Here is a 20,094-nt window from a genome sequence, read left to right as displayed (position 1 = left end):
CGCAGCTATCGCTTCTTTCGCGGCGACACCATGATCCGCCCGATCCGCTTCGCACCTTCCTCGTCGCGCTTCAGCTCGATATCGACGCTTTCCTCGCGCTGCGTCGGTCGCCCGAAATCGCGGATCAGATGCGCGGTGATCAGTGACTGGCCATTGGGGTCGATCGCGTCCGACGCGAAGACATTGGCCTGGACCTGATAGGTGCCGGCCGGCGCCTGCCGCAGCAGATATTCCTCCGGACCATAGCCCTGGGTCATGTCGTTCGATAAATGGCCGCCGATCTTGGTGAGCGGGTTGTCGTAGATCGCGCGCTCCCCGCTGGGCTCGTCGACCCACAGGTCGAGATCGGTCGACGCCGTCGTCCAGTCGATCACCACGCGCAGATCGACATCGAGTAGCGCGATCAGCCTCTTGTCCAGCTTCACTTCGCCGCCCAGCGCGCGCAGCTTCGGGATCAATGCATTGGCTTCCATCAGCGCGATCATGTCGATGCCGTCCCAGTCATCCTCCCACGGCGTCAGCGCCACCTCGGAGAGCAAGGCGATTGCCCGTTCCAGGTCGGCGCGGGCACCGGCGGGTTTCAGCGCGGCGCGGCGGGCGAGCGCCAGCGCCAACAGCCTTTTCGGCTGCGGCCGGGCCGGATCGAGCACTGCCTGCCGTTCGCGCAGCTCGACCGCGCGATCGATCGCGCCATAACGTTCGAGCCGGTCGGCGACGATGCCGAGCGTGACCTCATTGGCGATCGGCAGGTCGAGCGCCGACAGCACCATTTCGGCCGCCTCGCCCCTGCGCCCGTGGCGGCGGAGCCATTCGGCGGTGTCGAGGTAGAAAGCGGGCACGTCCCCGCCCTTGGCTTCCTCGATCGGGAAACGGGTGTCGAACGCCCGGGGCGCCCGGTCATAGGCGCGGAGATAGGAGCGCCCCGGCTGCCACGCATCGATCGAGATCTTGGGCCGGATCATGCTGCTGGTCACGACGATGCTGTCGCTGCTTTCGGTCGCTACCACTTCCGCCCGATTGCCGCTTACCGTTATCGGCTGGGACGGTGAGGGCTCGGAAACATATCCTGCCGATGGCGGAGGCGGAGGCGGAGGCGGAGGTGGCGGCGGCGGGGGAGGCGGTGGGGCCGCGGCGCCACCTTCCGACGCTTCCGCCTTGGGGTCCTTCCACCACGCGACCTGCTCTTCCCACCGGTCGACCACTTCGTCGAGCTGGTCCGTAATGGCTTCCGCCTTCTCCTCGTCCTTGTCCTTGCGCTGCTCCAGATAGTCCTTGCGCAACTCTTCCGGATAATTGTCCGGCGGCGCGATATCGGCTTCGATATAATCGTCCGGGGTTTCCAGCACGACGAAGGACAGGCTCGGGCTGGCGATGCCGTAACGGCGGCTGAGCGCGACATAGTCGGCGCGCGCCGCGGTACCGCCCAGCAAGGCCAGCGAGTCAGCCGCGAGCAACGCGCCCTCGCCGTCGAAGGCTGCATCCGATCCCGGCAGCACGCGGCGGATCTCCGCCCTGCCGATCCTGATACGGACGCCCCCGATCGCCGGTGCCCGGGCGATCAGCTTCCAGCCGCCCTTGCCGTCCCCGATCGGCACGAAGGGCAGCCGCTTGCCCCGGTCGTCGAGCACCGCGGCAACCGCCGGCGCGCCCGACGCGATGGCGCCCGCTACCGTGGCGGGGTTCTTGCCCGGCGCAAAGGCGCGTCCGCCATGATCGGCGGCGAGATGGCGCAACCAGGCCATGTCAGCTGTGGGTGCCGCCACCGCATCGAGCCTGCATCGCAGCGCGACGGTCGTGGCGAGGTCGACCGACGGCCTGCCGTCGGAGAACAACAGGCACCGGTCGGCCGGCGCTGCATCGCGCGCGATTGGCGCGAAGCTGGTGGCGCCGCGATACCGCACCGTCCGCAGCCGTGCGATCACTGCCTCGGCATTGCCCAGCACCGCGCGCGTCGCACCGCTGCTGTTGAAGGTCACCAGCTCGATCGATCGCGGCTTGAGCCGGGCCAGGGTCGCGCGCAGCAGCGCGAACGCGGCCTGGTGGTCGCCCTTCAGCCGCGATCGCGACCGGTCCCAATAAACCCGCACGCGATTGGCGCGAGGCAGGGCGGTAACGCCGGGCATCCTGCCGGAAAGCTGGAGATAGCGCTCGCCCAGCACGTTCGTGCTCATCAACACCTCCGGCAGTGCCGGCCGGGCGACGGAGAGCCGGCCAGTCAACGCGCCCGGGCCCTTGGCCAGGGCGACCCAGCTGTCCCCGTCGCGCTGCAGCGCCATGGCCGTCCCGGTCGGCCAGGCAATCGCCGGCGCCGCGCTCATGCCGTTCGCCCGCACCGCGATCGACCAGCCGTCGCTCGGTGCCGCGATGCGCAGCGGCAGGCTGAAACCGTCCGCCGCCGGCGCGGCGAAGCGCAGCCGGATCGTGCGCCCCTTGCCGGCCGGGATCGGGAAGACCCGGGTATGGAAGGCGCCGTCGGCCACCTCGGCCAACCCGGGGTCGACGCCGCGCCGCACCCGCGCTTCATAGGCGACCATGGCCTTGGGCCGGTCGACCAGCACGCCGTCGATCAGCTTGCCGTTGATATCCAGGGCATAGCCGGTGACGATCGCGCCCGCTGGCAGTTCCAGCCTGAAATCGCCTTCCAGCTCCTCGTCGCCCGGATTCAGGAACTCGGCGGTGATGGTGGTTTCCACCACCGCGCCGCGCATCTCGACCTTCACGTCGAACCGGCGAAGGCCCAATGCGCGAGCATGTTTCGCGTCGCGGATGCCGTTCTCATGGGAAAGCAGCGCTGGGTTCTGCTGGGGTGCGGTCCTGGTCCGCGCCGTCTGTGCGGCAACCGCCACGGGTGCGAGGCAAAGCAGGAGTCCGATGAACCAGCGCCGTGCCATCTCTCTCTCCCCCGTTGCCGCACAGGCTATGCCGTTCCGCGCGGGGCGACAAGCGGCTACACGCATATGCCGCTGAAAGTCATGGTATTTTGCGGACCGCAGCGCCGATCTTCCCTTGCCTGCATGGTGGTCAGGTGCCGCCCGGGCGATCGATCCGCTACAGCCGGGTGATCACCACATAGAGCAGCACCAGGTACAGCCCGAAGCCGATCCAGCCCAGCAGCCCGGCAAAGGCCGCCGCGACCAGGAACAGGGTGGTGCCGAGGCCGATCACCAGCCCCAGGATCAGGCCCAGCGACAGCGGCGGCAGCCAGCCCAGCGCGACCGCCCAGCCGGCCTGGCGCGGAACATAATCGAGATCGAGGCCTTGTGGCGGCAGGCCGTCGACGACGAAACGGGCGATATCGTCCCACTGGCTTTCGCGGATGCCGGCGCCGTGCCCGCCGGCGACATAATCGATCTGGTGCGACTGCGCCGTGCCGATCGTCACGCAGCTGATCCGCGCCCCGCTGACCGGCGGGGCATCGCGCTGGGCAAGCTGGTCGAAGCCGTGATGCCCGGCACTGCCCAGGTCGAGCGCCTTGATGCGCGACAGGCCGTTGGGGAAGATCGCGACGACCCAGTCCTTGCTCGCGACATAGTTCAGCACTGCGTCCACCTGCCGCCACTTGCCGGTGATGGCGCGCCGCCAGTCATATTGGCGGCGCACCACGCTGCCGGCGAACACGATCCGGCGGAAGCGCGCGGCGGGGTAATCCTCCAGCGCGCGTGCGGCGAGATAGGTGCCGTTGGAATGGCCGACATAGGAGAAATCGGCATTGGGATAGAGCGCCCGCCATTCGGCATAGCTGTCCATCATCCAGCGCACCTTGGCGCGGCGAACCCAGGGGAGGACGAACGGCACCATGGCGAGATAGCCATAACTCAGCGTCATCGCGCGGACCTTGCGCGGCGTGCCCGTCGCCGTTGCGTCCGCCGCCCGCTCCATGATCTTGCGCGCGATCTTGCGGGTCCAGAAGCCCCGGTCGCGGATGCCGTGGATGACGAAGACCACATCGGTAACCTCGGGGTCGCCGTCCGGCGCGGCGCCGTTCACCGCGAAGCTGTTGGGAATGGCGACCGGGTCGCCGCGCGTGTCGCGCAACGCGCGCAACGCCGCCGGGCTTTCGCGCAGCGCCGCCGTGAAACGCCATTTGCGGTCGCGATTGCCCTCGTCGTCCATCGCGATCGCATTGGGATGGTTGGTATGCGGCAATTCGATCAGCACGAAACTGTCGCTGGTCAGGTCCACCGCGAAATCGATCGTATCGTCGGGCGCGACGGTATCGTCCTGCGATCCGAGGAGCTGGACCACCTGGATCGGCGCCTCCCGCCGCCGCCGCGTCAGGGCGAGCCATTGCAGGCGGGTCTGGACGATGAAGGGCGCGCCCTGGCGAATGCGCAGCAGGGTCCAGCGGCCGTTGAGGAAGATATCGCCGATCAGGATCAGGAAGGCCCACCATGCCGCGATCACCGGATTGGCCGCCGCCGTCAGCGACCAGCCCCGCGCCATGCCGGCGAGCATCACCAGCCGGTCGATCCGGCCGGCCCAGGGCCTGGCTTCGACATGATCCTCGAGCCCAGGTTCGAACGGCGCATCGGCCGTCTCGCCATGCGCGATGATCGTGGCTTTGCGGGCGATCAGCGATCCCATCGAATGGCCGACCAGCACGATCCGCGCAGGGTCCTGACGCTGCATCAGGCCGTCGATCTTGTCGACCAGCTTTGCCGCGATCAGTTCGGGCCGCGCGGCGGTGAGGGGAAAGGCATAAGGCAGCCGGGGGCAGAATATCGTCGCATCGGGCCAGGCGGCGCGCACCGTCGCGGTCACCGCCGCCATCTTCAGCGGCGATCCCCGCAGGCCATGAGCCACGACGACGAGCGTGCCTCCCTTGGTCCCGAGGTCCAGGCCGTCGCGCGAGTCGATGTCCATTGCGCTTTCCCCCGTCAGCGTCGGCACGAGGCTGCACCTTGCGGGGTGCATGGTCAACGAAGCGCGGCGGGGAATGCCTCCTGTATGGATGTTTCGACGATCCGTCGATGAGCGCGACGGTTCCGAACGGGGAGAAATGGGCGTCGCGCGCCGTCTATTTCACCCCGATCAGCCAGGGCTGCACCACGCCGGTCGGTTTGGGAGTCCCGTCGATCCGCTCCGCCCGGATCAGCGGCACCGGCTTGAGGATCATCTGCCCCTTCATGGGGCCGGATCCGCCGCCGATCGGCTGGGCGAGGATGCGGCGCACCACGTCCATGCCCTCGACGACGCGGCCGAACGCGGCATAGCCCGTGTAGCCCGGCTTCGCGTCCATGCTCGGATGCGCGCCGAGCATGATCGCGAAATTGCCCGTCGCCCCATTCTCGTCGCGGCCATGCGCCATGGAGATCACCGTATCGAGATGGCGGATGCCCGTCCGGTTGGTCGGCTCGAGCGGCACCGGCGATGGCAGCATGCGCCGCGCATCGGTGCCGATCCCGCCCTGGACGAAGCCATAGCTGGGGTCCGCCTTGCTCCGCGCCGAGCGGTAGAAGCTGGTATTGTCCAGCCTCTTGTCGTCGACATAGGCGAGGAAGTTGGCGGTGGTCCTGGGGGCGCGCCGCGCGTCGAGTGCGATCACGATCGGGCCGAGCGCGGTGACGATCCGCACGCGCACCATGCCCGGCGCGGGCCGGCTGGCAGGCTGCTGCGGCACGGCCGGGGCGGCGGTCGCCAGCGCCGCGAGAGCGAAGAGGGAAAGAATCGGGCGCATCGGCTCGCTCGAATAGGGTGAAGCCCCTGCGCGCTAGGGGTTGGCGTCTCGCCATGCAAGCGGGAGCAACATCGGGGTTTGACCTCGCCCCTTTCCTCCGTTCGTCCTGAGCTTGTCGAAGGACTGTTCTTCCCTTTCGCCAGGCGTGAGATGAGATCCCAATCCCCGCGGATCAGCGCCAGCTTCTTCGCACGCCCCCAACCCTTGATCCGACGCTCCGCTTCCTGAGCCTCGATTCGGCTCGGAAACTCCTGCGACCATGCAAGCGTAACCGGACCATAGTCTCGCGTGTAATCAGGGATCAGCCCGCTTTGATGTTGACCGATCCTGACTTCGAGATTGTCGGTATGGCCAACGTACAACCGGCCGGCCCGGCAGTGGAGCATATAGGCCCAGAAGCTCATGGGGCGAGCCTGAGGGGAAGAACAGCCCTTCGACAAGCTCAGGGCGAACGGTTGGTGGGAGTTCCTCCTCCCCCCTAGCGCGCCGCGATCACCGGGCGCTGCCACCCGCCGCCGAGCGACCGGAACAGGTCGATCTGCGCACTGGCGATCCGCGCGTCCGATTCCGCCAGATCGGCATCCGCATCGGCGAAGGTCCGCTCCGCATCCAGCACTTCGAGGAAGTCGATCTGCCCCTCGCGCTGCCGGGCGCGGGTGATGCGGGCCGCCGCCTCGGCTCCATCGCGTGCCGCCTGCAACGAGGCACGGCGCTGCAGTTCACCCTGATAGGTGGCGAGAGCTGTTTCGGTCTCCTCCAGCGCCTGCAGCACCGTGCCGTCGAACGACGCGAGCGCCTCGCGGCTATCGGCCTCGGCCCCGGCGATGCGCGCGCGGGCCGCTTCCTGGTTGGGGAATGACCAGCTAATCAGCGGCCCGACCAGGAAGCGCAGCGCGCCGCCGGTGAACAGATCGCTGATGCTCGTGCTGCTCGACCCGATCGATCCGCCCAGCGAGATGCGCGGATAGAGTTCGGCCGTCGCCACGCCGATCCGTGCCGTCGCCGCCGCCAGCCTTTGTTCGGCCGCGCGCACGTCCGGCCGCCGGGCGAGCAGGGCCTGGCCGTCGCCAACCGGGATCGGCTGATCGAGATGCGGCGTGTCGGTCCGGGCCGCGGCGATCTCGGGCAGGTCCTGCGGCGTGCGGCCGGTCAGGGTCGCCAGCCGGAACAGGGCCGCCTGACGCTCGGCCTCGATCGCCGGGACGAGCGCCGCGCGTTGGTCACGCAAGGTGGTGATGCGCACCTGGTCGAGCTTGGCCGCGCGCCCGGCCTCGACGCGCTTGCCGGTCAGGCTCGCCGACTTGTCGAGCAGGTCGACGATGCGCTTGGCCACGCCCAGCCGCTCGGCCGAGGAGGCCGCATCGACATAGGCGCGGGTGGTCGCGGCGACCACCGCGACCCGCACTGCATCCGCATCGGCATCCGCCGCGCGGACGTCGCCGCGCGCCGCCTCGATGTTGCGGCGGACGCGGCCGGCAAGATCCACTTCGTAAGAGACGCTCAGCCCGACATCATAGGACTCGCCCTCGGACGCCGTGCCGGGCAGGCGCTGGCTGTCGGGGGTGCGGCCATAGCCGCCGGTCGCGCCGATCGTCGCCTGGGGCAGCCGGTCCGAGCGGACGCCGCGCAGCGAGGCGCGCGTCTTGTCGAGCCGCGCCACCGCCACGCGGATATCGGTGTTGGCGGCCAGCGCGTCGGCGACGAGCTGGTCGAGAATCGGGTCGCGGTAGAGCTGCCACCAGCGGTCGTCCGCCGGGGCGGTCGAGACGCTGGGGCTGGCGCTGCCGATGAACTGCCCCGCCGCCTTGGGCGGAGCCACCGGCGCGACGAAGTCGGGGCCGGTCGCGCAGGCAGAGAGGGCCAGCGCTGAGATCGATGCAAGCAATAGCTGTTTCATGACGGCCGCTCCTTATTCGGCGGGCTGAAGAGTCGCCGGCAGGGCGTGCTGCTCGCGACGGCGGGAGAACCGCATCGCGAGCGCCCGGCAGACGACGTAGAAGGTCGGCGTGAAGAGCAGGCCGAAGGCCGTGACCCCGATCATCCCGAAGAACACCGCGGTGCCCAGCGCCTGGCGAAGCTCGGCGCCTGCCCCGCTCGCCAGCACCAGCGGCACCGTGCCGAGGATGAAGGCGAAGCTGGTCATCAGGATCGGACGGAGACGGGTCTGAGCCGCCCGCACTGCCGCCTCGACCGGCGACAGGCCATCCTGCTCCTCGGCCTGCTTGGCGAACTCGACCACGAGGATCGCGTTCTTCGCGGCCAGCGCGATCAGCACGACCAGGCCGATCTGGGTCAGGACGTTGTTGTCCATCCCCCGCAGGTTCACGCCGGTCATGGCCGCGAGCAGACACATCGGCACGATCAGCACGATCGCCAGCGGCAGGGTGACGCTCTCATATTGCGCCGCCAGCACCAGGAAGACGAACACCACCGCCATCAGGAAGACGATGCCGGCCGTGCTGCCTGCCGCCTTTTGCTGGTACGCGATGCCCGTCCACTCATGCGCGTAACCGGCGGGCAGGGTGGAGTCGGCGAGCTTCTCCATCGTCACCAGCGACTGGCCCGAGGAGAAACCCGGTGCCGTGTCGCCGTCCACCTCGACCGCGGGGAAGAGGTTGTAGCGGACGACGCGGTACGGCCCGGTCTTGTCCTGGAAGGTCGCGACCGATCCGATCGGCACCATCTGGCCCGAGTTGGAGCGGGTCTTGAGGTTGGCGATGTCGGCGGTCGTGTTGCGGAACGGCGCATCGGCCTGGGCGGTGACGCGGTAGGTGCGCCCCAGCAGGTTGAAGTCGTTCACGAACGCCGATCCGAGATAGACCTGCAGCGCTTCGAACACCCGCTCCGGCGGCACGCCGAGCATGTTCGCCTTGGTCCGGTCGACATCGGTGAAGATGCGCGGCGTGGCGGTGTCGAAGAAGGTGTAGATCTGCGCAAGCCCGCTGGTCTGGTTGGCCTTGCCGATCAGGTCATAGGAGTTCTTGCCGAGATCGGCATAGCCGCGTCCCTCGGTATCCTGCACCATCATGCGGTATCCGCCGGCCGATCCGATACCCTGGATCAGCGGCGGCGGTACGATCAGCAACCGCGCTTCGTTCACGTCAGCGGTCGCCTTGCGCGCCTCGTCCATGATCCCCTGGAAGGTGACGCCCAGCTTCTCGCGCTCCTGGAAGCTCTTGAGCGGGAAGTAAGCGGCTGCCGAATTGGGCGCGAGCGTCTGTGACGGGCCGTCGAAGCCGGCCAGCATCACCGAACCCTCGATGCCCTTCAGCGGCAGGATCTTCGCCGCGACCTTGCGCATCACGGCGTCGGTCCGCTCGATCGAGGAGCCCGGGGGCAGCTGGATCACGGTCAGGAAATAGCCCTGGTCCTGCGCCGGCACGAAGCCGGTCGGCGTGATCCAGAACACCCCGCCGGTCAGCGCGATGAGGCCCGCATAAGCGAACATCATCTTCTTCGGCGCCTGGACCAGCCGGCGCGTCAGCGCGGCATAGCCGAGGCTCATCCGTTCGAAGCCGCGGTTGAACGCGTCGCCGGCGCGGTTGAGAATCCGCTGGAAGCGGTTCTCGCTCCCGGTCGTCTCCTTGTGGCGGAGCAGCAGGGCGGCGAGCGCGGGCGACAGGGTCAGCGACAGGACGAGCGAGATGATCGTCGCGGTCGAGATGGTCACCGCGAACTGGCGGTAGAAGGCGCCCGACAGGCCGGTCAGGAACACCGTCGGCACGAACACCGCGCAGAGCACCAGCACGATCGCGACCAGCGCGCCCGACACTTCGTCCATCGAGGTGCGCGCCGCCTCCAGCGGGGATAGCCCGCGCTCGAGGTTGCGCTCGACATTCTCGACCACGACGATCGCGTCGTCGACGACCACGCCGATCGCCAGCACCAGCCCGAACAGCGACAGGTTGTTGAGCGAGTAGCCGAACGCCGCCAGCACCGCGAAGGTACCGATCAGCGATACGGGGATCGCGATCACCGGGATGATCGCCGCCCGCCATTTCTGGAGGAACACGAGGATGACGAGCACGACCAGCAGGATCGCCTCGGCGAGCGTGTGCTTCACCGCGTCGATCGACTGGGCGATGAACTCGGTCGGGTTGTAGATGACGCGATATTCGAGACCCTTGGGGAAATGGGCGGACATCGCCTTCATTTCGCGCGATACGCCCTGCGCCGCGGCGAGCGCGTTGGAGCCGGGGCGCTGGAACGCCGCGACGATCACCGTCGGCTGGCCGCTGAGATAGGTGTTGGTGCCGTAATCCTGCGCGCCCAGCTCGACCCGGGCGACGTCCGACACCTTGACCTGGCGGCCGTCGGGGTCGGTACGGATCACCACATCGGCGAACTGCTTGGGGTCGGTCAGGCGGCCTTGAGTCTCGACGTTGAGCTGAAAGGCATTGCCGCTCGCATAAGGCGGCTGGCCGAGCGTGCCGGCGGCGACCTGCACGTTCTGCGCGCGGAGCGCCGCGACGATCTCGCCGGCGGTCAGGTCGAGCGCGGCGGCACGGCCGGGATCGATCCAGACGCGCATCGAATAGTCGCGCGATCCGAACAACTGCACATCGCCCACGCCGTCGATGCGGCTGAGGCGGTCGCGCACCTGGGTGAGCGCATAATTGGAGATATAGCCGCGATCGAGACTGTTGTCGGGTGAGATCAGGTTCACGACCATCAGGAAGTCGGGCGAGGTCTTGCGCGTCACCACGCCGAGGCGCTGCACTTCCTCGGGCAGGCGCGGCACCGCGATGGCGACGCGGTTCTGCACCAGCACCTGCGCGGCATCGAGATCGGTGCCCTGCTTGAAGGTGACGGTGATGACGACCTTGCCGTCACCGGTCGATTGCGACGACTGGTACAGCATGTTGTCGACGCCGTTGATCTCCTGTTCGATCGGCGCGGCGACGGTCTCCGCGACCGTCTCGGCCGACGCACCCGGATAGACGGCGCTGACCGTCACGGTCGGCGGCACGATGTCGGGATATTGCGACACCGGCAGGGTCCAGTAAGCGATCGCCCCGACAAGGGTGATGACGACCGCGATCACCGCGGCGAAGATCGGCCGCGTGATGAAGAAGCGCGAGAGGCGCATGGATTTCGTCCTTTGGAAAAAGGGTCGGTTGTTCGGGTCTCGACAAATCCCGTCGCGTCACCCTCACCCTTCCGGCGCTTCGCGCCTCCCTCCCTCTCCCGCCGGGAGAGGGAAGGGGCCCGCTCGGCGAAGCCGAGTGGGAAGGGTGAGGGTGACGCGCTTCTGTCTTGTCCCTAGTTCGCGATCGTCGCCTCGCCGGCGACCGGCAGCGACACCGCCGGTCCGGCCGTGGCCGCCGCGGTGGCACCGATCCGGCCCGCCTTGGGCGCGACCTTCGCGCCGGGCATCGCCATCTGGTTGCCGGCGATGATCACCCGGTCCTTGGGGCTGAGGCCCGACCGCACGATGCGCAGGCCGTCGACCACGGGACCCAGCTCGACCGGCTTGGCCGAAACCTGGTTCTGCGCGTCGACCGTCAGCACGATCTTGCGCGCCTGGTCGGTCTGGATCGCCGTGTCGGGCACCAGCAGGGCCTGGGCCTTGCCGCCGCTCGCCAGGCGCATATTGCCGAACATGCCGGGCGTCAGGAAATAGCCCGGGTTGGACAGTACCGCGCGCCCGCGGATCGTGCCGCTGCGCTGGTCCAGGCCATTGTCGGTGAAGTCAAGGCGACCCTTCCAGCGATGCTCGGTCTCGTCCTGCAGCTGGATCTCGACCGCGGCGGGCTCGGCGCCGGGCTGACGCGCGCGCTGGGTCTTCAGGTACAACGCCTCCGATCCGTCAAAGGTGAAATAGATCGGGTCGAGCGCGTTGATCGTGGTCAGCACCGTGCCGTTGGTGCCTTCGCCACCCGCGACCTGGTTGCCGGCATCGACCTTGCGATCGGAGATGCGGCCGGCGATCGGGGCGCGCACCTGGGTGAACTCGACGTCGAGCGCCCGGGCGCGGAGCCTGGCATCGGCGGCAGCGACGGCGGCCTGTGCCGCCTGGACGCGGGCCCTGAGCGAGTCGACCTCGCCCGCCGACACCGCTTCATCGGCGATCAGCCGCTGGGCGCGGCCGAGATCGGCCTGGGCCAGCGCCAGCGCGCTGCGGGCGCTCGCCGCATTGGCACGGGCCTCGGCCAGCGCCGCGTTGAACGGGCGTGGATCGATGGTGAAGAGCAGCTGGCCCTTGCGCACGATCTCGCCGTCGCGGAAGTGGATGCCGGTCACTTCGCCCGCGACGCGCGGACGAATCTCGACCGTGCGGCTGGGCGCGAACCGGCCGACATAATCGTCCCATTCGCTGACGTCGCGCACCAGGGGTGCCGCGACCGTTACCGCCGGGGGGGGAGGGGCGGCGGCAACGGCCGGGGACTCACCGGCCAGCTTGGTGCCGGCCGCGGCGACGAGCGCCAGGGGGATGAGGACGATGGCCGCACGCCGCGTTCGCGACATGCGGTTGAAGCCGTCGACCAGCGGACGCGCGGTCGTGGTTTCGATGGGGGTGATCATGTTCATGCGGCGATCCTCGGATTGGCGTAGATCTGGACGAGCCCGACACGATCGCCGGTGACGCTCGCCACCAGGGTCTCGGCCTGGGAAAGGGTGAAGCCGGCGTCGAGGAACCGGTCGATCTCGGCCTGGGCAATGGCATAGCCACGGCGCCAGGCATGGACGGCGAGCCGCCGCAGCGCTTCGAGCCGGCTGTCGGCCAGCCGCGAGCGGGTGCCGATGCCGAACAGACCGCCCAGCGCGCGGGACACCCGGCCGGGCTCCTCCAGGCTGGACAAGGTGTCGCGGCGCGAGACCGCGATCACGCTCCATTCGAGCGCCGAGAAGCGAGCGGTCTCGCCGTCCGGCGCGACCGACACCTCCATGGCGCGGCTGCGGACGGGGGCGGCGAACATATTGTCGATGTCGAGATAGGCCATGGCGATTCCCTTTGAATGATTGCCACGGGACCCCGATCGCGAAGACGGCATGTCTCGCGGGCGGATGCGCTCGGGGCGTGAAGGGCCGACACCGGACAGCCTTGGGCTGTCCGCTTGTCGATCTTCGAAAATGATGATGCGCGATTGGCCCCAGGCCGCTCGCAGGTTGTTCAGCAGTCCGACTTGGTCATGGGCGTTTCCCTTCGCCATGGCGGAACCCAGGAAGGACCCGCATTCAATACCAATCGGTATATAACGTTTTGCTGCGCCGCGTCAAGCGGCTTTCATACCGGTGGGTACAATTATTTCAATCAGCGAGTGGGCCAGACCGACAGGCTGGTTTCGACCAGCTGGCTCAGTTCCTGGCAGGTCGCGCCCGATCCGGCCTGGACCGACAGCCCCTGAAGCAGGGCGGTGAGATACCGCACCAATGCGACCGGTTCGATCGTCTCGGGCAGGTCGCCCTCGGCCCGGGCCCGCTCGAAGCGCGCGATCATTGCCGCCTCGGACGAGGCACGGCGCTTGACCACTTCGGCCTTGATCGATTCGGCCTCGACGCCGCAGGCACTCATGCTGATCACGCCAAGGCAGCCTTTGGGATCGCACGTGCTCATCTGGATTTCGAGCGCGCCGCGCAACAGCTTCTCGGCCACCCCGCGCGCAGTCGGCGCGTCGAGCGCGCTGCGCATATAGGCCAGCTTCTCGCGCTCATAAAGGTCGAGCGCCTTGTTGAACAGCGCCTCCTTGTTACCGAACGCGGCGTAGAGACTCGGCTTGGTGATGCCCATCTCGGCGGTCAGCTCGGCCATGGACGCGCCTTCATACCCACGGCTCCAGAACACCCGGAGCGCGGAGGCGAGCGCGTTTTCCACGCAGAATTCCCGGGGCCGTCCTTTGATCGGTGCCGGGGCGAGATCCTGTTCCATACCGATCGGTATATAGCGCGCTTTCCGTAAACGTCCAGTGCTAGCCTAATCCTCCCGCGCAAAGCGGGGAGTGCGCGTGGAGCGAGGCGATATCGCCCGCATCGAACATCGCCGGCTGACTGCCTGAGCGATGCCGCACGGTGGCGCGAGACCTCAGCCGATATTGGCGCGGGGCGCGGCGATGGCGACCGAAAAGGCGGTGCCGAAAGTTTCGACGAACTCGGCCGCCGCAACCGCCTTGCCATAATGATAGCCCTGGCCGGCGTCGCAGGCCCAGGCGCGCAGCATCGCCTCCTGTTCGGGCGTCTCAATGCCCTCAGCGATGACATCCAGGCCAAGGCTGTGGCCGATCGCGACCACGCCCTTCACGATCGCCTCGCTGTGCGGGTCCTCGCCGAGATCCTCGACGAAGCTGCGGTCGAGCTTGAGGCGCGACAGCGGGAAGTCCTTCAGCGTGCTGAGCGAGGCGAAGCCGGTGCCGAAATCGTCGAACGCGATGCCGACCCCGCGCGCATGCAGCTCGCGCAGCGGTTGAAGATCGTCGTCGTCGTGGCGCAGTGCGATGGTCTCGGTGATCTCGAGTTCGAGATCCGCGAACGACAGCCGATGCCGCGCGAGCGTTGCCTCGATCACCTCGACCAGCGTTCCCGCGCGGAGCTGCGCGGCGAACAAATTCACCCCCATCCTGATGGGCGCGAGCCCGGCGCGGCGCCAGCCGGCGAGCGCACGGCAGGCCTCGTCGAGCACCCAGCAACCCGCCTCGAACGCCAGGGCATGGGTTTCGAGCACGGGGAGAAAGGCCATCGGATAGAGCAGGCCGCGGATCGGGTGGCGCCAGCGCAGCAACGCTTCGGCGCCGATCAGCCTGCCGCTGGCCAGGCTGACCTGGGGCTGGAAATGCAGTTCGAGCTGTCGGTCGGTAAAGGCGTAGCGCAGCTCGTCCTTGAAGGCGCGCGTGGCGGCGAGCTGGTTCTCCATGCCGGTGTCGAACAGCCGGTAGCGCCGGCCGCCTTCGCTCTTGGCGCGGAACAGGGCGAGGTCGGCGCGCACCACCAGCTCATCGGCATCCTGAGCGTGGAACGGCGCCAGCGCGACCCCGATGCTGCCCGACAGATGGAGCTGATGCCCGCAGACCGGGAAGGGCCGGCCGATCAGGTCGAGCAGGGCGTCGGCGCGCGCGGCGATCTCGAGCGGATCGCGCTCGCTCGGCAGCAGGATGGCGAATTCGTCGCCGCCCAGCCGGGCAAGCACGTCGTCCGGCCCGAGCGACGCGGCGAGCCTGAGCGCCAGCGCCTGAAGCAAGGTGTCGCCCGTCGCATGGCCGAGCCCGTCATTGACGTCCTTGAAGCCGTCCAGGTCGAACACCATCACCGTCGCCGTGCCGGTGCTGTCGATCTGCGCCTCGATCCGCGCCTTGAAGCTGTTGCGATTGAGCAGGCCGGTCAGATCGTCGTGATTGGCGAGGTGGTGAAGCCGCTCTTCCCGCGCCCGGCGCTCCGAAATGTCCTGGAGCTGCGCGCCGAAGCCGGGGCCGAGCGGCCCGTTCCACACCGACAGCGACAGCTCGGCGGGAAATTCCGATCCGTCACGGCGCATGGCGAGGACCTCGAGCGGGCGCCCGGTCATCCGCGATGCCGCCCCGCCGGCGATCCGCCTCAGCCCTTCGCGGTGCGCGGCGCGGAAGCGTTCAGGCACGATCAGCTCGACGAACGCGCCTTCGACCTCGCTGGCCTCATGGCCGAACATCGTCCTCGCGCCGTGATTCCAATAGGTGATGCGGCCTTCGCCATCGGTCGCGACCAGCGCCTGATGGGCGACATCGGCGAAGGAAACCAGGGCATCCGCCGTCCGGCTGGCATGGCGCCGTTCGAACAGATCGACCACGATGGCGGCGATCTGCAGCAACAGGGAATGCTGGGCGGCGGAGAAATCATGCTTCGGCGCAACGTCAAGCAGGCTGAAGCTGCCGAGCGCGACCCCGTCGCGCGTGATGAGCGGTGCGCCGGCATAGAAGCGGATACCGGCGCCGGTGACCAGGTCGGTGGCGGCGAAGCGCGGATCGGCCGGCGCATCGGGGACGATCATCGGGTCGGTGCCGCGAATGACCTCGGCGCAGAAAGAGCCTTCGCGCTTGAGCGCGTCGATCTCGACCCCGAACCTGGCCCTCAGCCACACCTGGTTCCGACCGACCAGGCTGATCGCGCAGATCGGCACGCCGAACAGTTCTGCGCCAAGGCGCACGATACGATCGAGATCCGGCTCGCCCGGCGTGCCATCCAGGCCGTAACGCCGCAGGCATTCGAGGCGCCGTCGTTCGGCGACCGCGCACGCATCGTCTGGATCTTCTTCGCTCGGCAATAGCGCGCCCTCTTCTTGTATGCACCATGCCGGGCGCCGGTTACCTAAAGCTGAATATCCGCCCCGGTAGAACCACTTGCGGTTGCTTCATCTTTGATGGAGCGGCTGCCGCAAATTCGGGCTCACAGCCCGGCATTTGCCTCGACCGTCTTCGCCATCGATGCCCAGTCGAGTTCCGGCCGCTCGCGCGCCATCGTCGCGATCAGCCGGTCGCGGCCAAGCGACAGGATCGGCATCGGCACGCCCGCGGCGACGGCGGCCTCGGCGACCAGGTTCATGTCCTTGAAGCCGAGCGGCAGGGTGAAGCCGGCGGGTTCGTAGCTCTCTTCGACCAGGACCTTGCCGTACACCTCATAGACCAGCGCGCCGAAGATGGTGCCGGTCAGCGTGTCGAGCAGCGCTCCCTTGTCGACGCCGTAGCGGCCGGCGAGCGTCATCGCCTCGGACAGCGATTCGATCACCGTCATGATCAGGAAATTGCCGCAGAGCTTGACGATGTTCGCCTTGTGCGGCGTCTCGCCCAGGTTGAAGCTGCGTTGGCCGACCGCGTCGAACAAAGGCTGGCAGGTGGCGACCGCATCGGCCGGGCCGGCGGCAACGACGAACAGTTTCCGTGCGGCGGCGGCGAGGGGGCGGCCGAAGACGGGGGCCGAGACATAGGTCTGGCCGGCCCTGGCATGCGCCTCGGCCAGCCGGTCGGCGATGGCGACGCTGATCGTGCTCATCGAGACATGGATGGTCGGCGTGCCGGAGGAGAGGATGCCGCCCTCGCCGAACACCACCGCCTCGAGCGCCCGGTCATCGGCGAGCATGCTCATCACCACCGGGTTGCGCGCCGCCTCGGCCGGCGTCGCGGCCGGTTTCGCGCCTGCCGCTACCAGCGACGCGGCCTTGTCGGCGCTGCGGTTCCACACGGTGACATTGTGACCCGCCTCGACCAGGTTGGCCGCGATCTCGCTGCCCATCAGGCCCAATCCGATGAAACCGACGTCCATGAAATACCTTTCTGACTTGTGGGGAAAAGCGCGGTCGATCGGCTTTTTCCAGTGGCACGACGACTTTGTCGCATGATCCTATAGGATTCGATCGGACATGGCGATCCGCCGGCGACGAGTCGATTGTGACGTTACGGCAGGCTGGATTTCTGGCATCGCCGCCGAGGAGGATAGGTTTCGGGCATGCGAATGCTTTCCAAGCGCTTACCATAAAGTAGATTGCTCCAAATGGGACCGAATCGACTCGACGGCCTGACCGCCCGCCAGCTGCAATGTCTTCGCGGCAAATGGGATCGGAAGATGGACAAGGAGATCGCGTTCGAGCTCGGCATTTCCCAGCGCGCGGTGGAGGGTCATTTGCGCGGCGCGCGCGAGAAGCTCGGCGTCGCCTCCACCCGCGCGGCCGTGCTGATGGTCGCCGCGCGGGAGGGCTGGGAGGGTTCGGTCGAACCATACTATGGTCCGTCCGATCTCCCCGATTCAGCCGATTCCGGTGCAATCCCGTTCCCGGACGAGGAGGGGCCGGTTCATGCTTCAGCTTCGGTTCGCGACAGTTGGCCCCGATCGGGCGAGCGACTGGCGCCGATCGGACCGGAAGCGCGCTGGCCCATCGCAACACGGGAAGGGCAGCGCAATGACCTGAGCACGATGCAACGCCTGGCCTGGCCGTTCGCGATTGCGACGTCCGTGATGGCCATCTTGTTTCTGGGGTTCGGCGTGGTCAACGGGGCCGGCAAGTTCATCGCCACCGTCCTGAACCGCGCTTTCTGACATCATTTTGTTGAGCGCCCGCGCGCCGCGCCGGCGCTTCGGGGGAATTTATGCTCAACGATCGTCTTTCCGCGGCGCGCAAGGTCGCGCAGATCCTGATCCCGGCCGAGCGCAATCTCGATGCTTCGTTGCGGAGCAATGCCGAACTGACCCTGGCCATGCTCGCGGCCCGCGAGGAAGCGCGGTTGCCATTGTCGATCGCCAGCGATGCGCTGCGCCACAATGCCGACGCCAATGTCGCGCTCGTCCAGGCCTGGTCGCACATCGCGCTGGTGCACGGCGCGCTCCGCACGGTGCAGCACGATGTAGGGCTCGATGGCTTCAAGGCCTGGTTCGGCGATCAGATTCCCTGTGAGGATGCGCCGACCGGTGCGTCCGTGGTGGTGCCGATCGGCACGGCCGCCTGATCGCGGTTGACGAGAGGCCCGGTTGAATGCTCCGCTCCGGCCATGGTGCGCATCATCCTCTACGAGATGATTCTGATCCTGTGCTGCGTCTACGCGCTGGCACGGGGCGGTGCGCCGGAACGCGCCGCGGCCGCCATGATGCTGGCGGCCTCGGTCGCCAGCTTCGCAACGCAGGCACAGCCCTTTGCCGGCTCCTTTCTCAAGGTGCAGGTCTGGGTGTTCGTGATCGATCTGCTGCTGCTGGTCGGCCTGTTCGTGCTGGCGCTCGTCTCCACGCGGTTCTGGCCGTTATGGCTTACCGGCTTGCAGCTGCTCGCCGTCATCGGGCACCTGGTCCGGGCGATCGACGCGAGCACGCTGCCCAGGGGGTATCAGTTCCTGGTCTCGTTCGAAGCGTATCCGATGTTGCTGCTTGTGGCGCTTGGCGCGTGGCGGCACCGCAAGCGTCTTCAGCTCTACGGTGCCGACAGGTCCTGGAGGGATTCCTTCAGCCCGTAGCGGGCGCGGGCGCCGCCGGCCTGTCGGCGCGGCTGGTCGAGGAATTCGGCTCGCTGCCCGGCGTCCTCGCGGCAAGCGGGCACGCCCGCTTGCGCGTGTTGGAGAATCGACCCGATCTCGACGCCCTGATCACCGGCCTCGACACCGCCCTGACCCACATCGCGACCCTCCGCTTTTCGCGTGGGCCCGTATTCGACAACTGGCCTGCCCTGCTCGACTATCTGCGCCTGACCCATGCCTTCAGCGCGGTCGAGATCGCGCGGGTGCTGCATCTCGACGGACGGGGCCGGCTGATCCTGGACGAGGTGATCTCCCGCGGTACGATCGATGAGGCGACGATCCATGTGCGCGAGGTGATCCGCCGCGCGGTGGAGCTTCACGCGGTATCGATCCTGCTGGTGCATAACCACCCCAGCGGCGACCCGGCGCCGAGCCGCGCAGACGTGGACCTGACCCGGCGCATCGCCCGCGCGGGCCAACCGCTGGGGATCGCGGTGCACGACCATCTGATCATGTCGACCAGCGGGCATGCGAGCATGCGGGAGCTGGGGTTGCTTTAGGGAGAAGGGACCGGGCTAGGCGGGCCGAGCGACCCAGTTCTCGTACTCCAGGCCATCCAGATCCGCTTCGGATACCGGGCTCAAGGCGCCATTATCCTCGAGGCGGAACCAGTCATATCCGGCATCGGCGATGAGCCGGATGGGAAGGGCCGGTTCGAATCCGGCGGAGCGCGTGGCTTCGGGGACGACCTCCATGAAGATCAGCGCCGGCACCCGATCCTGCAGCGCCTTCGCCGCACCGCGCAGGACGGCCGCCTCGAACCCTTCCACATCGATCTTGAGCAGGCCGATCGAACCAATGCCGTTCGATGCGATAAAGGCGTCCAGCGTAGTGGTCGGCACCATCTTGAGATTGGCGGTCGGCTCGCCGGCGATCCGCGCATTGCCGCGGCGGACCGGATCGGCATCGAAACCAATCTCGCCGACGACATCGGACAGGGCGACCTGATGACAGGTCACGTTCTGCAGACCATTCAGCGCCACGTTCTTTTCGAGCGTGCTGAACGTCGTCGGGGCCGGTTCGAAGGCGTGGATGCGGCGGTCGGGGAACTGCTTGGCCAGCAGGAGCGACACGACGCCGACATTCGCGCCCACATCGACGATCGTCGAATCCCCGGGCGGAATTTCCGCGAAGAACCGATGCTCCGCCGCCGACAGGCAGTTCAGCATCGAATGATATTCGGAAAAGCTGGAGAAGTTGGAAACCAGCGCGCCATTGGGAAGCTTGAACCGCGCGCCGCCCCGATTGAACAGCTTGCTCAATCGCCATTGGCCATATTCGACGCTGATGTCGGGGCGCGATAATGCCGTTTTGATCTGGCTAAATTTCATATGCGAATCCACCCTGCTCGAGGGCTGTTTAGGTGGAGATAGAGTCTGCGTCCAGCGCGGATCCGCCGGGTAGCCGCCCATGTTTCGGCCGTGCATCGCCTGGCGGCGACCGAGCGATTCCGTCGCC

The 20,094-nt window shown here is 67.7% G+C and carries 16 protein-coding genes; 4 read left to right on the top strand and 12 right to left on the bottom strand.

All coding sequences use genetic code 11. From position 1 onward, the window contains the following. Positions 1–5 precede the first annotated feature (5 nt). The 11 genes from AC1RT8_RS22135 to AC1RT8_RS22085 all read right to left on the bottom strand — a co-directional run bounded on the left by AC1RT8_RS22135 (position 6) and on the right by AC1RT8_RS22085 (position 16,900). Positions 6–2,891 carry a DUF2135 domain-containing protein gene (locus AC1RT8_RS22135; RefSeq protein ID WP_493078402.1) on the bottom strand — a complete coding sequence of 962 codons (2,886 nt, stop codon included), beginning with the start codon at positions 2,889–2,891 and terminating at the stop codon, positions 6–8. A gap of 157 nt (positions 2,892–3,048) precedes the next feature. Continuing rightward, positions 3,049–4,863, bottom strand: a complete 1,815-nt coding sequence (locus AC1RT8_RS22130) for a lipase family alpha/beta hydrolase (protein ID WP_493078400.1) — start codon at positions 4,861–4,863, stop codon at positions 3,049–3,051. A 154-nt stretch (positions 4,864–5,017) separates the two neighbouring features. Then, entirely contained in the window at positions 5,018–5,620 is a 603-nt protein-coding gene (locus tag AC1RT8_RS22125; protein WP_493078399.1) for a peptidylprolyl isomerase, read from the bottom strand. After that, positions 5,542–6,063, bottom strand: coding sequence for a GIY-YIG nuclease family protein (locus AC1RT8_RS22120; RefSeq protein ID WP_493078495.1), 522 nt, complete (start codon positions 6,061–6,063; stop codon positions 5,542–5,544). Before AC1RT8_RS22120 ends, AC1RT8_RS22125 begins: the two co-directional genes overlap by 79 nt. A gap of 92 nt (positions 6,064–6,155) precedes the next feature. Next, positions 6,156–7,574: an efflux transporter outer membrane subunit gene (locus AC1RT8_RS22115; RefSeq protein ID WP_493078397.1), complete on the bottom strand. Its 1,419-nt coding sequence runs from the start codon at positions 7,572–7,574 to the stop codon at positions 6,156–6,158. 12 nt (positions 7,575–7,586) lie between these two features. After that, entirely contained in the window at positions 7,587–10,766 is a 3,180-nt protein-coding gene (locus AC1RT8_RS22110; protein ID WP_493078396.1) for an efflux RND transporter permease subunit, read from the bottom strand. A 173-nt stretch (positions 10,767–10,939) separates the two neighbouring features. Next, positions 10,940–12,208, bottom strand: coding sequence for an efflux RND transporter periplasmic adaptor subunit (locus AC1RT8_RS22105; protein WP_493078394.1), 1,269 nt, complete (start codon positions 12,206–12,208; stop codon positions 10,940–10,942). Then, positions 12,205–12,621: a hypothetical protein gene (locus AC1RT8_RS22100; protein WP_493078393.1), complete on the bottom strand. Its 417-nt coding sequence runs from the start codon at positions 12,619–12,621 to the stop codon at positions 12,205–12,207. The genes AC1RT8_RS22105 and AC1RT8_RS22100 overlap by 4 nt, the downstream gene beginning before the upstream one ends. Positions 12,622–12,932: 311 nt before the next feature. Further along, a complete protein-coding gene (locus AC1RT8_RS22095; RefSeq protein WP_493078391.1) occupies positions 12,933–13,547 on the bottom strand; it encodes a TetR/AcrR family transcriptional regulator in 615 nt (204 codons plus the stop codon). 153 nt (positions 13,548–13,700) lie between these two features. Further along, positions 13,701–15,905: a putative bifunctional diguanylate cyclase/phosphodiesterase gene (locus AC1RT8_RS22090; RefSeq protein ID WP_493078389.1), complete on the bottom strand. Its 2,205-nt coding sequence runs from the start codon at positions 15,903–15,905 to the stop codon at positions 13,701–13,703. A gap of 122 nt (positions 15,906–16,027) precedes the next feature. After that, on the bottom strand, positions 16,028–16,900 hold the full coding sequence (locus tag AC1RT8_RS22085) for an NAD(P)-dependent oxidoreductase (protein WP_493078388.1): 873 nt from the start codon (positions 16,898–16,900) through the stop codon (positions 16,028–16,030). Between the two features lie 228 nt (positions 16,901–17,128). Here AC1RT8_RS22085 and AC1RT8_RS22080 point away from each other — a divergent pair, with 228 nt between their 5' ends. From AC1RT8_RS22080 to AC1RT8_RS22065, 4 genes are read left to right on the top strand one after another with little or no spacing between them, the layout of a single operon-like run. Next, a complete protein-coding gene (locus AC1RT8_RS22080) occupies positions 17,129–17,671 on the top strand; it encodes a response regulator transcription factor (protein WP_493078386.1) in 543 nt (180 codons plus the stop codon). A gap of 50 nt (positions 17,672–17,721) precedes the next feature. Beyond that, complete coding sequence (locus AC1RT8_RS22075; RefSeq protein WP_493078384.1) at positions 17,722–18,078, top strand: hypothetical protein; 357 nt, start codon at positions 17,722–17,724, stop codon at positions 18,076–18,078. A gap of 42 nt (positions 18,079–18,120) precedes the next feature. Continuing rightward, on the top strand, positions 18,121–18,576 hold the full coding sequence (locus AC1RT8_RS22070) for a hypothetical protein (RefSeq protein WP_493078382.1): 456 nt from the start codon (positions 18,121–18,123) through the stop codon (positions 18,574–18,576). Beyond that, positions 18,507–19,136, top strand: coding sequence for a JAB domain-containing protein (locus AC1RT8_RS22065; RefSeq protein ID WP_493078380.1), 630 nt, complete (start codon positions 18,507–18,509; stop codon positions 19,134–19,136). The genes AC1RT8_RS22070 and AC1RT8_RS22065 overlap by 70 nt, the downstream gene beginning before the upstream one ends. A gap of 15 nt (positions 19,137–19,151) precedes the next feature. On the opposite strand, the gene AC1RT8_RS22060 is transcribed toward AC1RT8_RS22065, so the two are convergent. Then, a complete protein-coding gene (locus AC1RT8_RS22060; protein ID WP_493078379.1) occupies positions 19,152–19,967 on the bottom strand; it encodes an FkbM family methyltransferase in 816 nt (271 codons plus the stop codon). Positions 19,968–20,094: the final 127 nt, after the last annotated feature.

The organism is Sphingomonas sp. GW821-FHT10F11 (assembly GCF_058809095.1).
Note: the sequence above shows the minus strand (reverse complement) of the source record. Positions and strands in the feature narration are given on the sequence as shown.

Bases quoted from the DNA above. Each gene is read 5' to 3' on its own strand.
- AC1RT8_RS22085 (WP_493078388.1), bottom strand. From the start codon at position 16,900: ATGGACGTCGGTTTCATCGGATTGGGCCTGATGGGCAGCGAGATCGCG.
- AC1RT8_RS22105 (WP_493078394.1), bottom strand. From the start codon at position 12,208: ATGAACATGATCACCCCCATCGAAACCACGACCGCGCGTCCGCTGGTC.
- AC1RT8_RS22115 (WP_493078397.1), bottom strand. From the start codon at position 7,574: ATGAAACAGCTATTGCTTGCATCGATCTCAGCGCTGGCCCTCTCTGCC.
- AC1RT8_RS22120 (WP_493078495.1), bottom strand. From the start codon at position 6,063: ATGCTCCACTGCCGGGCCGGCCGGTTGTACGTTGGCCATACCGACAAT.
- AC1RT8_RS22110 (WP_493078396.1), bottom strand. From the start codon at position 10,766: ATGCGCCTCTCGCGCTTCTTCATCACGCGGCCGATCTTCGCCGCGGTG.
- AC1RT8_RS22135 (WP_493078402.1), bottom strand. From the start codon at position 2,891: ATGGCACGGCGCTGGTTCATCGGACTCCTGCTTTGCCTCGCACCCGTG.
- AC1RT8_RS22095 (WP_493078391.1), bottom strand. From the start codon at position 13,547: ATGGAACAGGATCTCGCCCCGGCACCGATCAAAGGACGGCCCCGGGAA.
- AC1RT8_RS22100 (WP_493078393.1), bottom strand. From the start codon at position 12,621: ATGGCCTATCTCGACATCGACAATATGTTCGCCGCCCCCGTCCGCAGC.
- AC1RT8_RS22130 (WP_493078400.1), bottom strand. From the start codon at position 4,863: ATGGACATCGACTCGCGCGACGGCCTGGACCTCGGGACCAAGGGAGGC.
- AC1RT8_RS22070 (WP_493078382.1), top strand. From the start codon at position 18,121: ATGGTGCGCATCATCCTCTACGAGATGATTCTGATCCTGTGCTGCGTC.
- AC1RT8_RS22080 (WP_493078386.1), top strand. From the start codon at position 17,129: ATGGGACCGAATCGACTCGACGGCCTGACCGCCCGCCAGCTGCAATGT.
- AC1RT8_RS22060 (WP_493078379.1), bottom strand. From the start codon at position 19,967: ATGAAATTTAGCCAGATCAAAACGGCATTATCGCGCCCCGACATCAGC.
- AC1RT8_RS22075 (WP_493078384.1), top strand. From the start codon at position 17,722: ATGCTCAACGATCGTCTTTCCGCGGCGCGCAAGGTCGCGCAGATCCTG.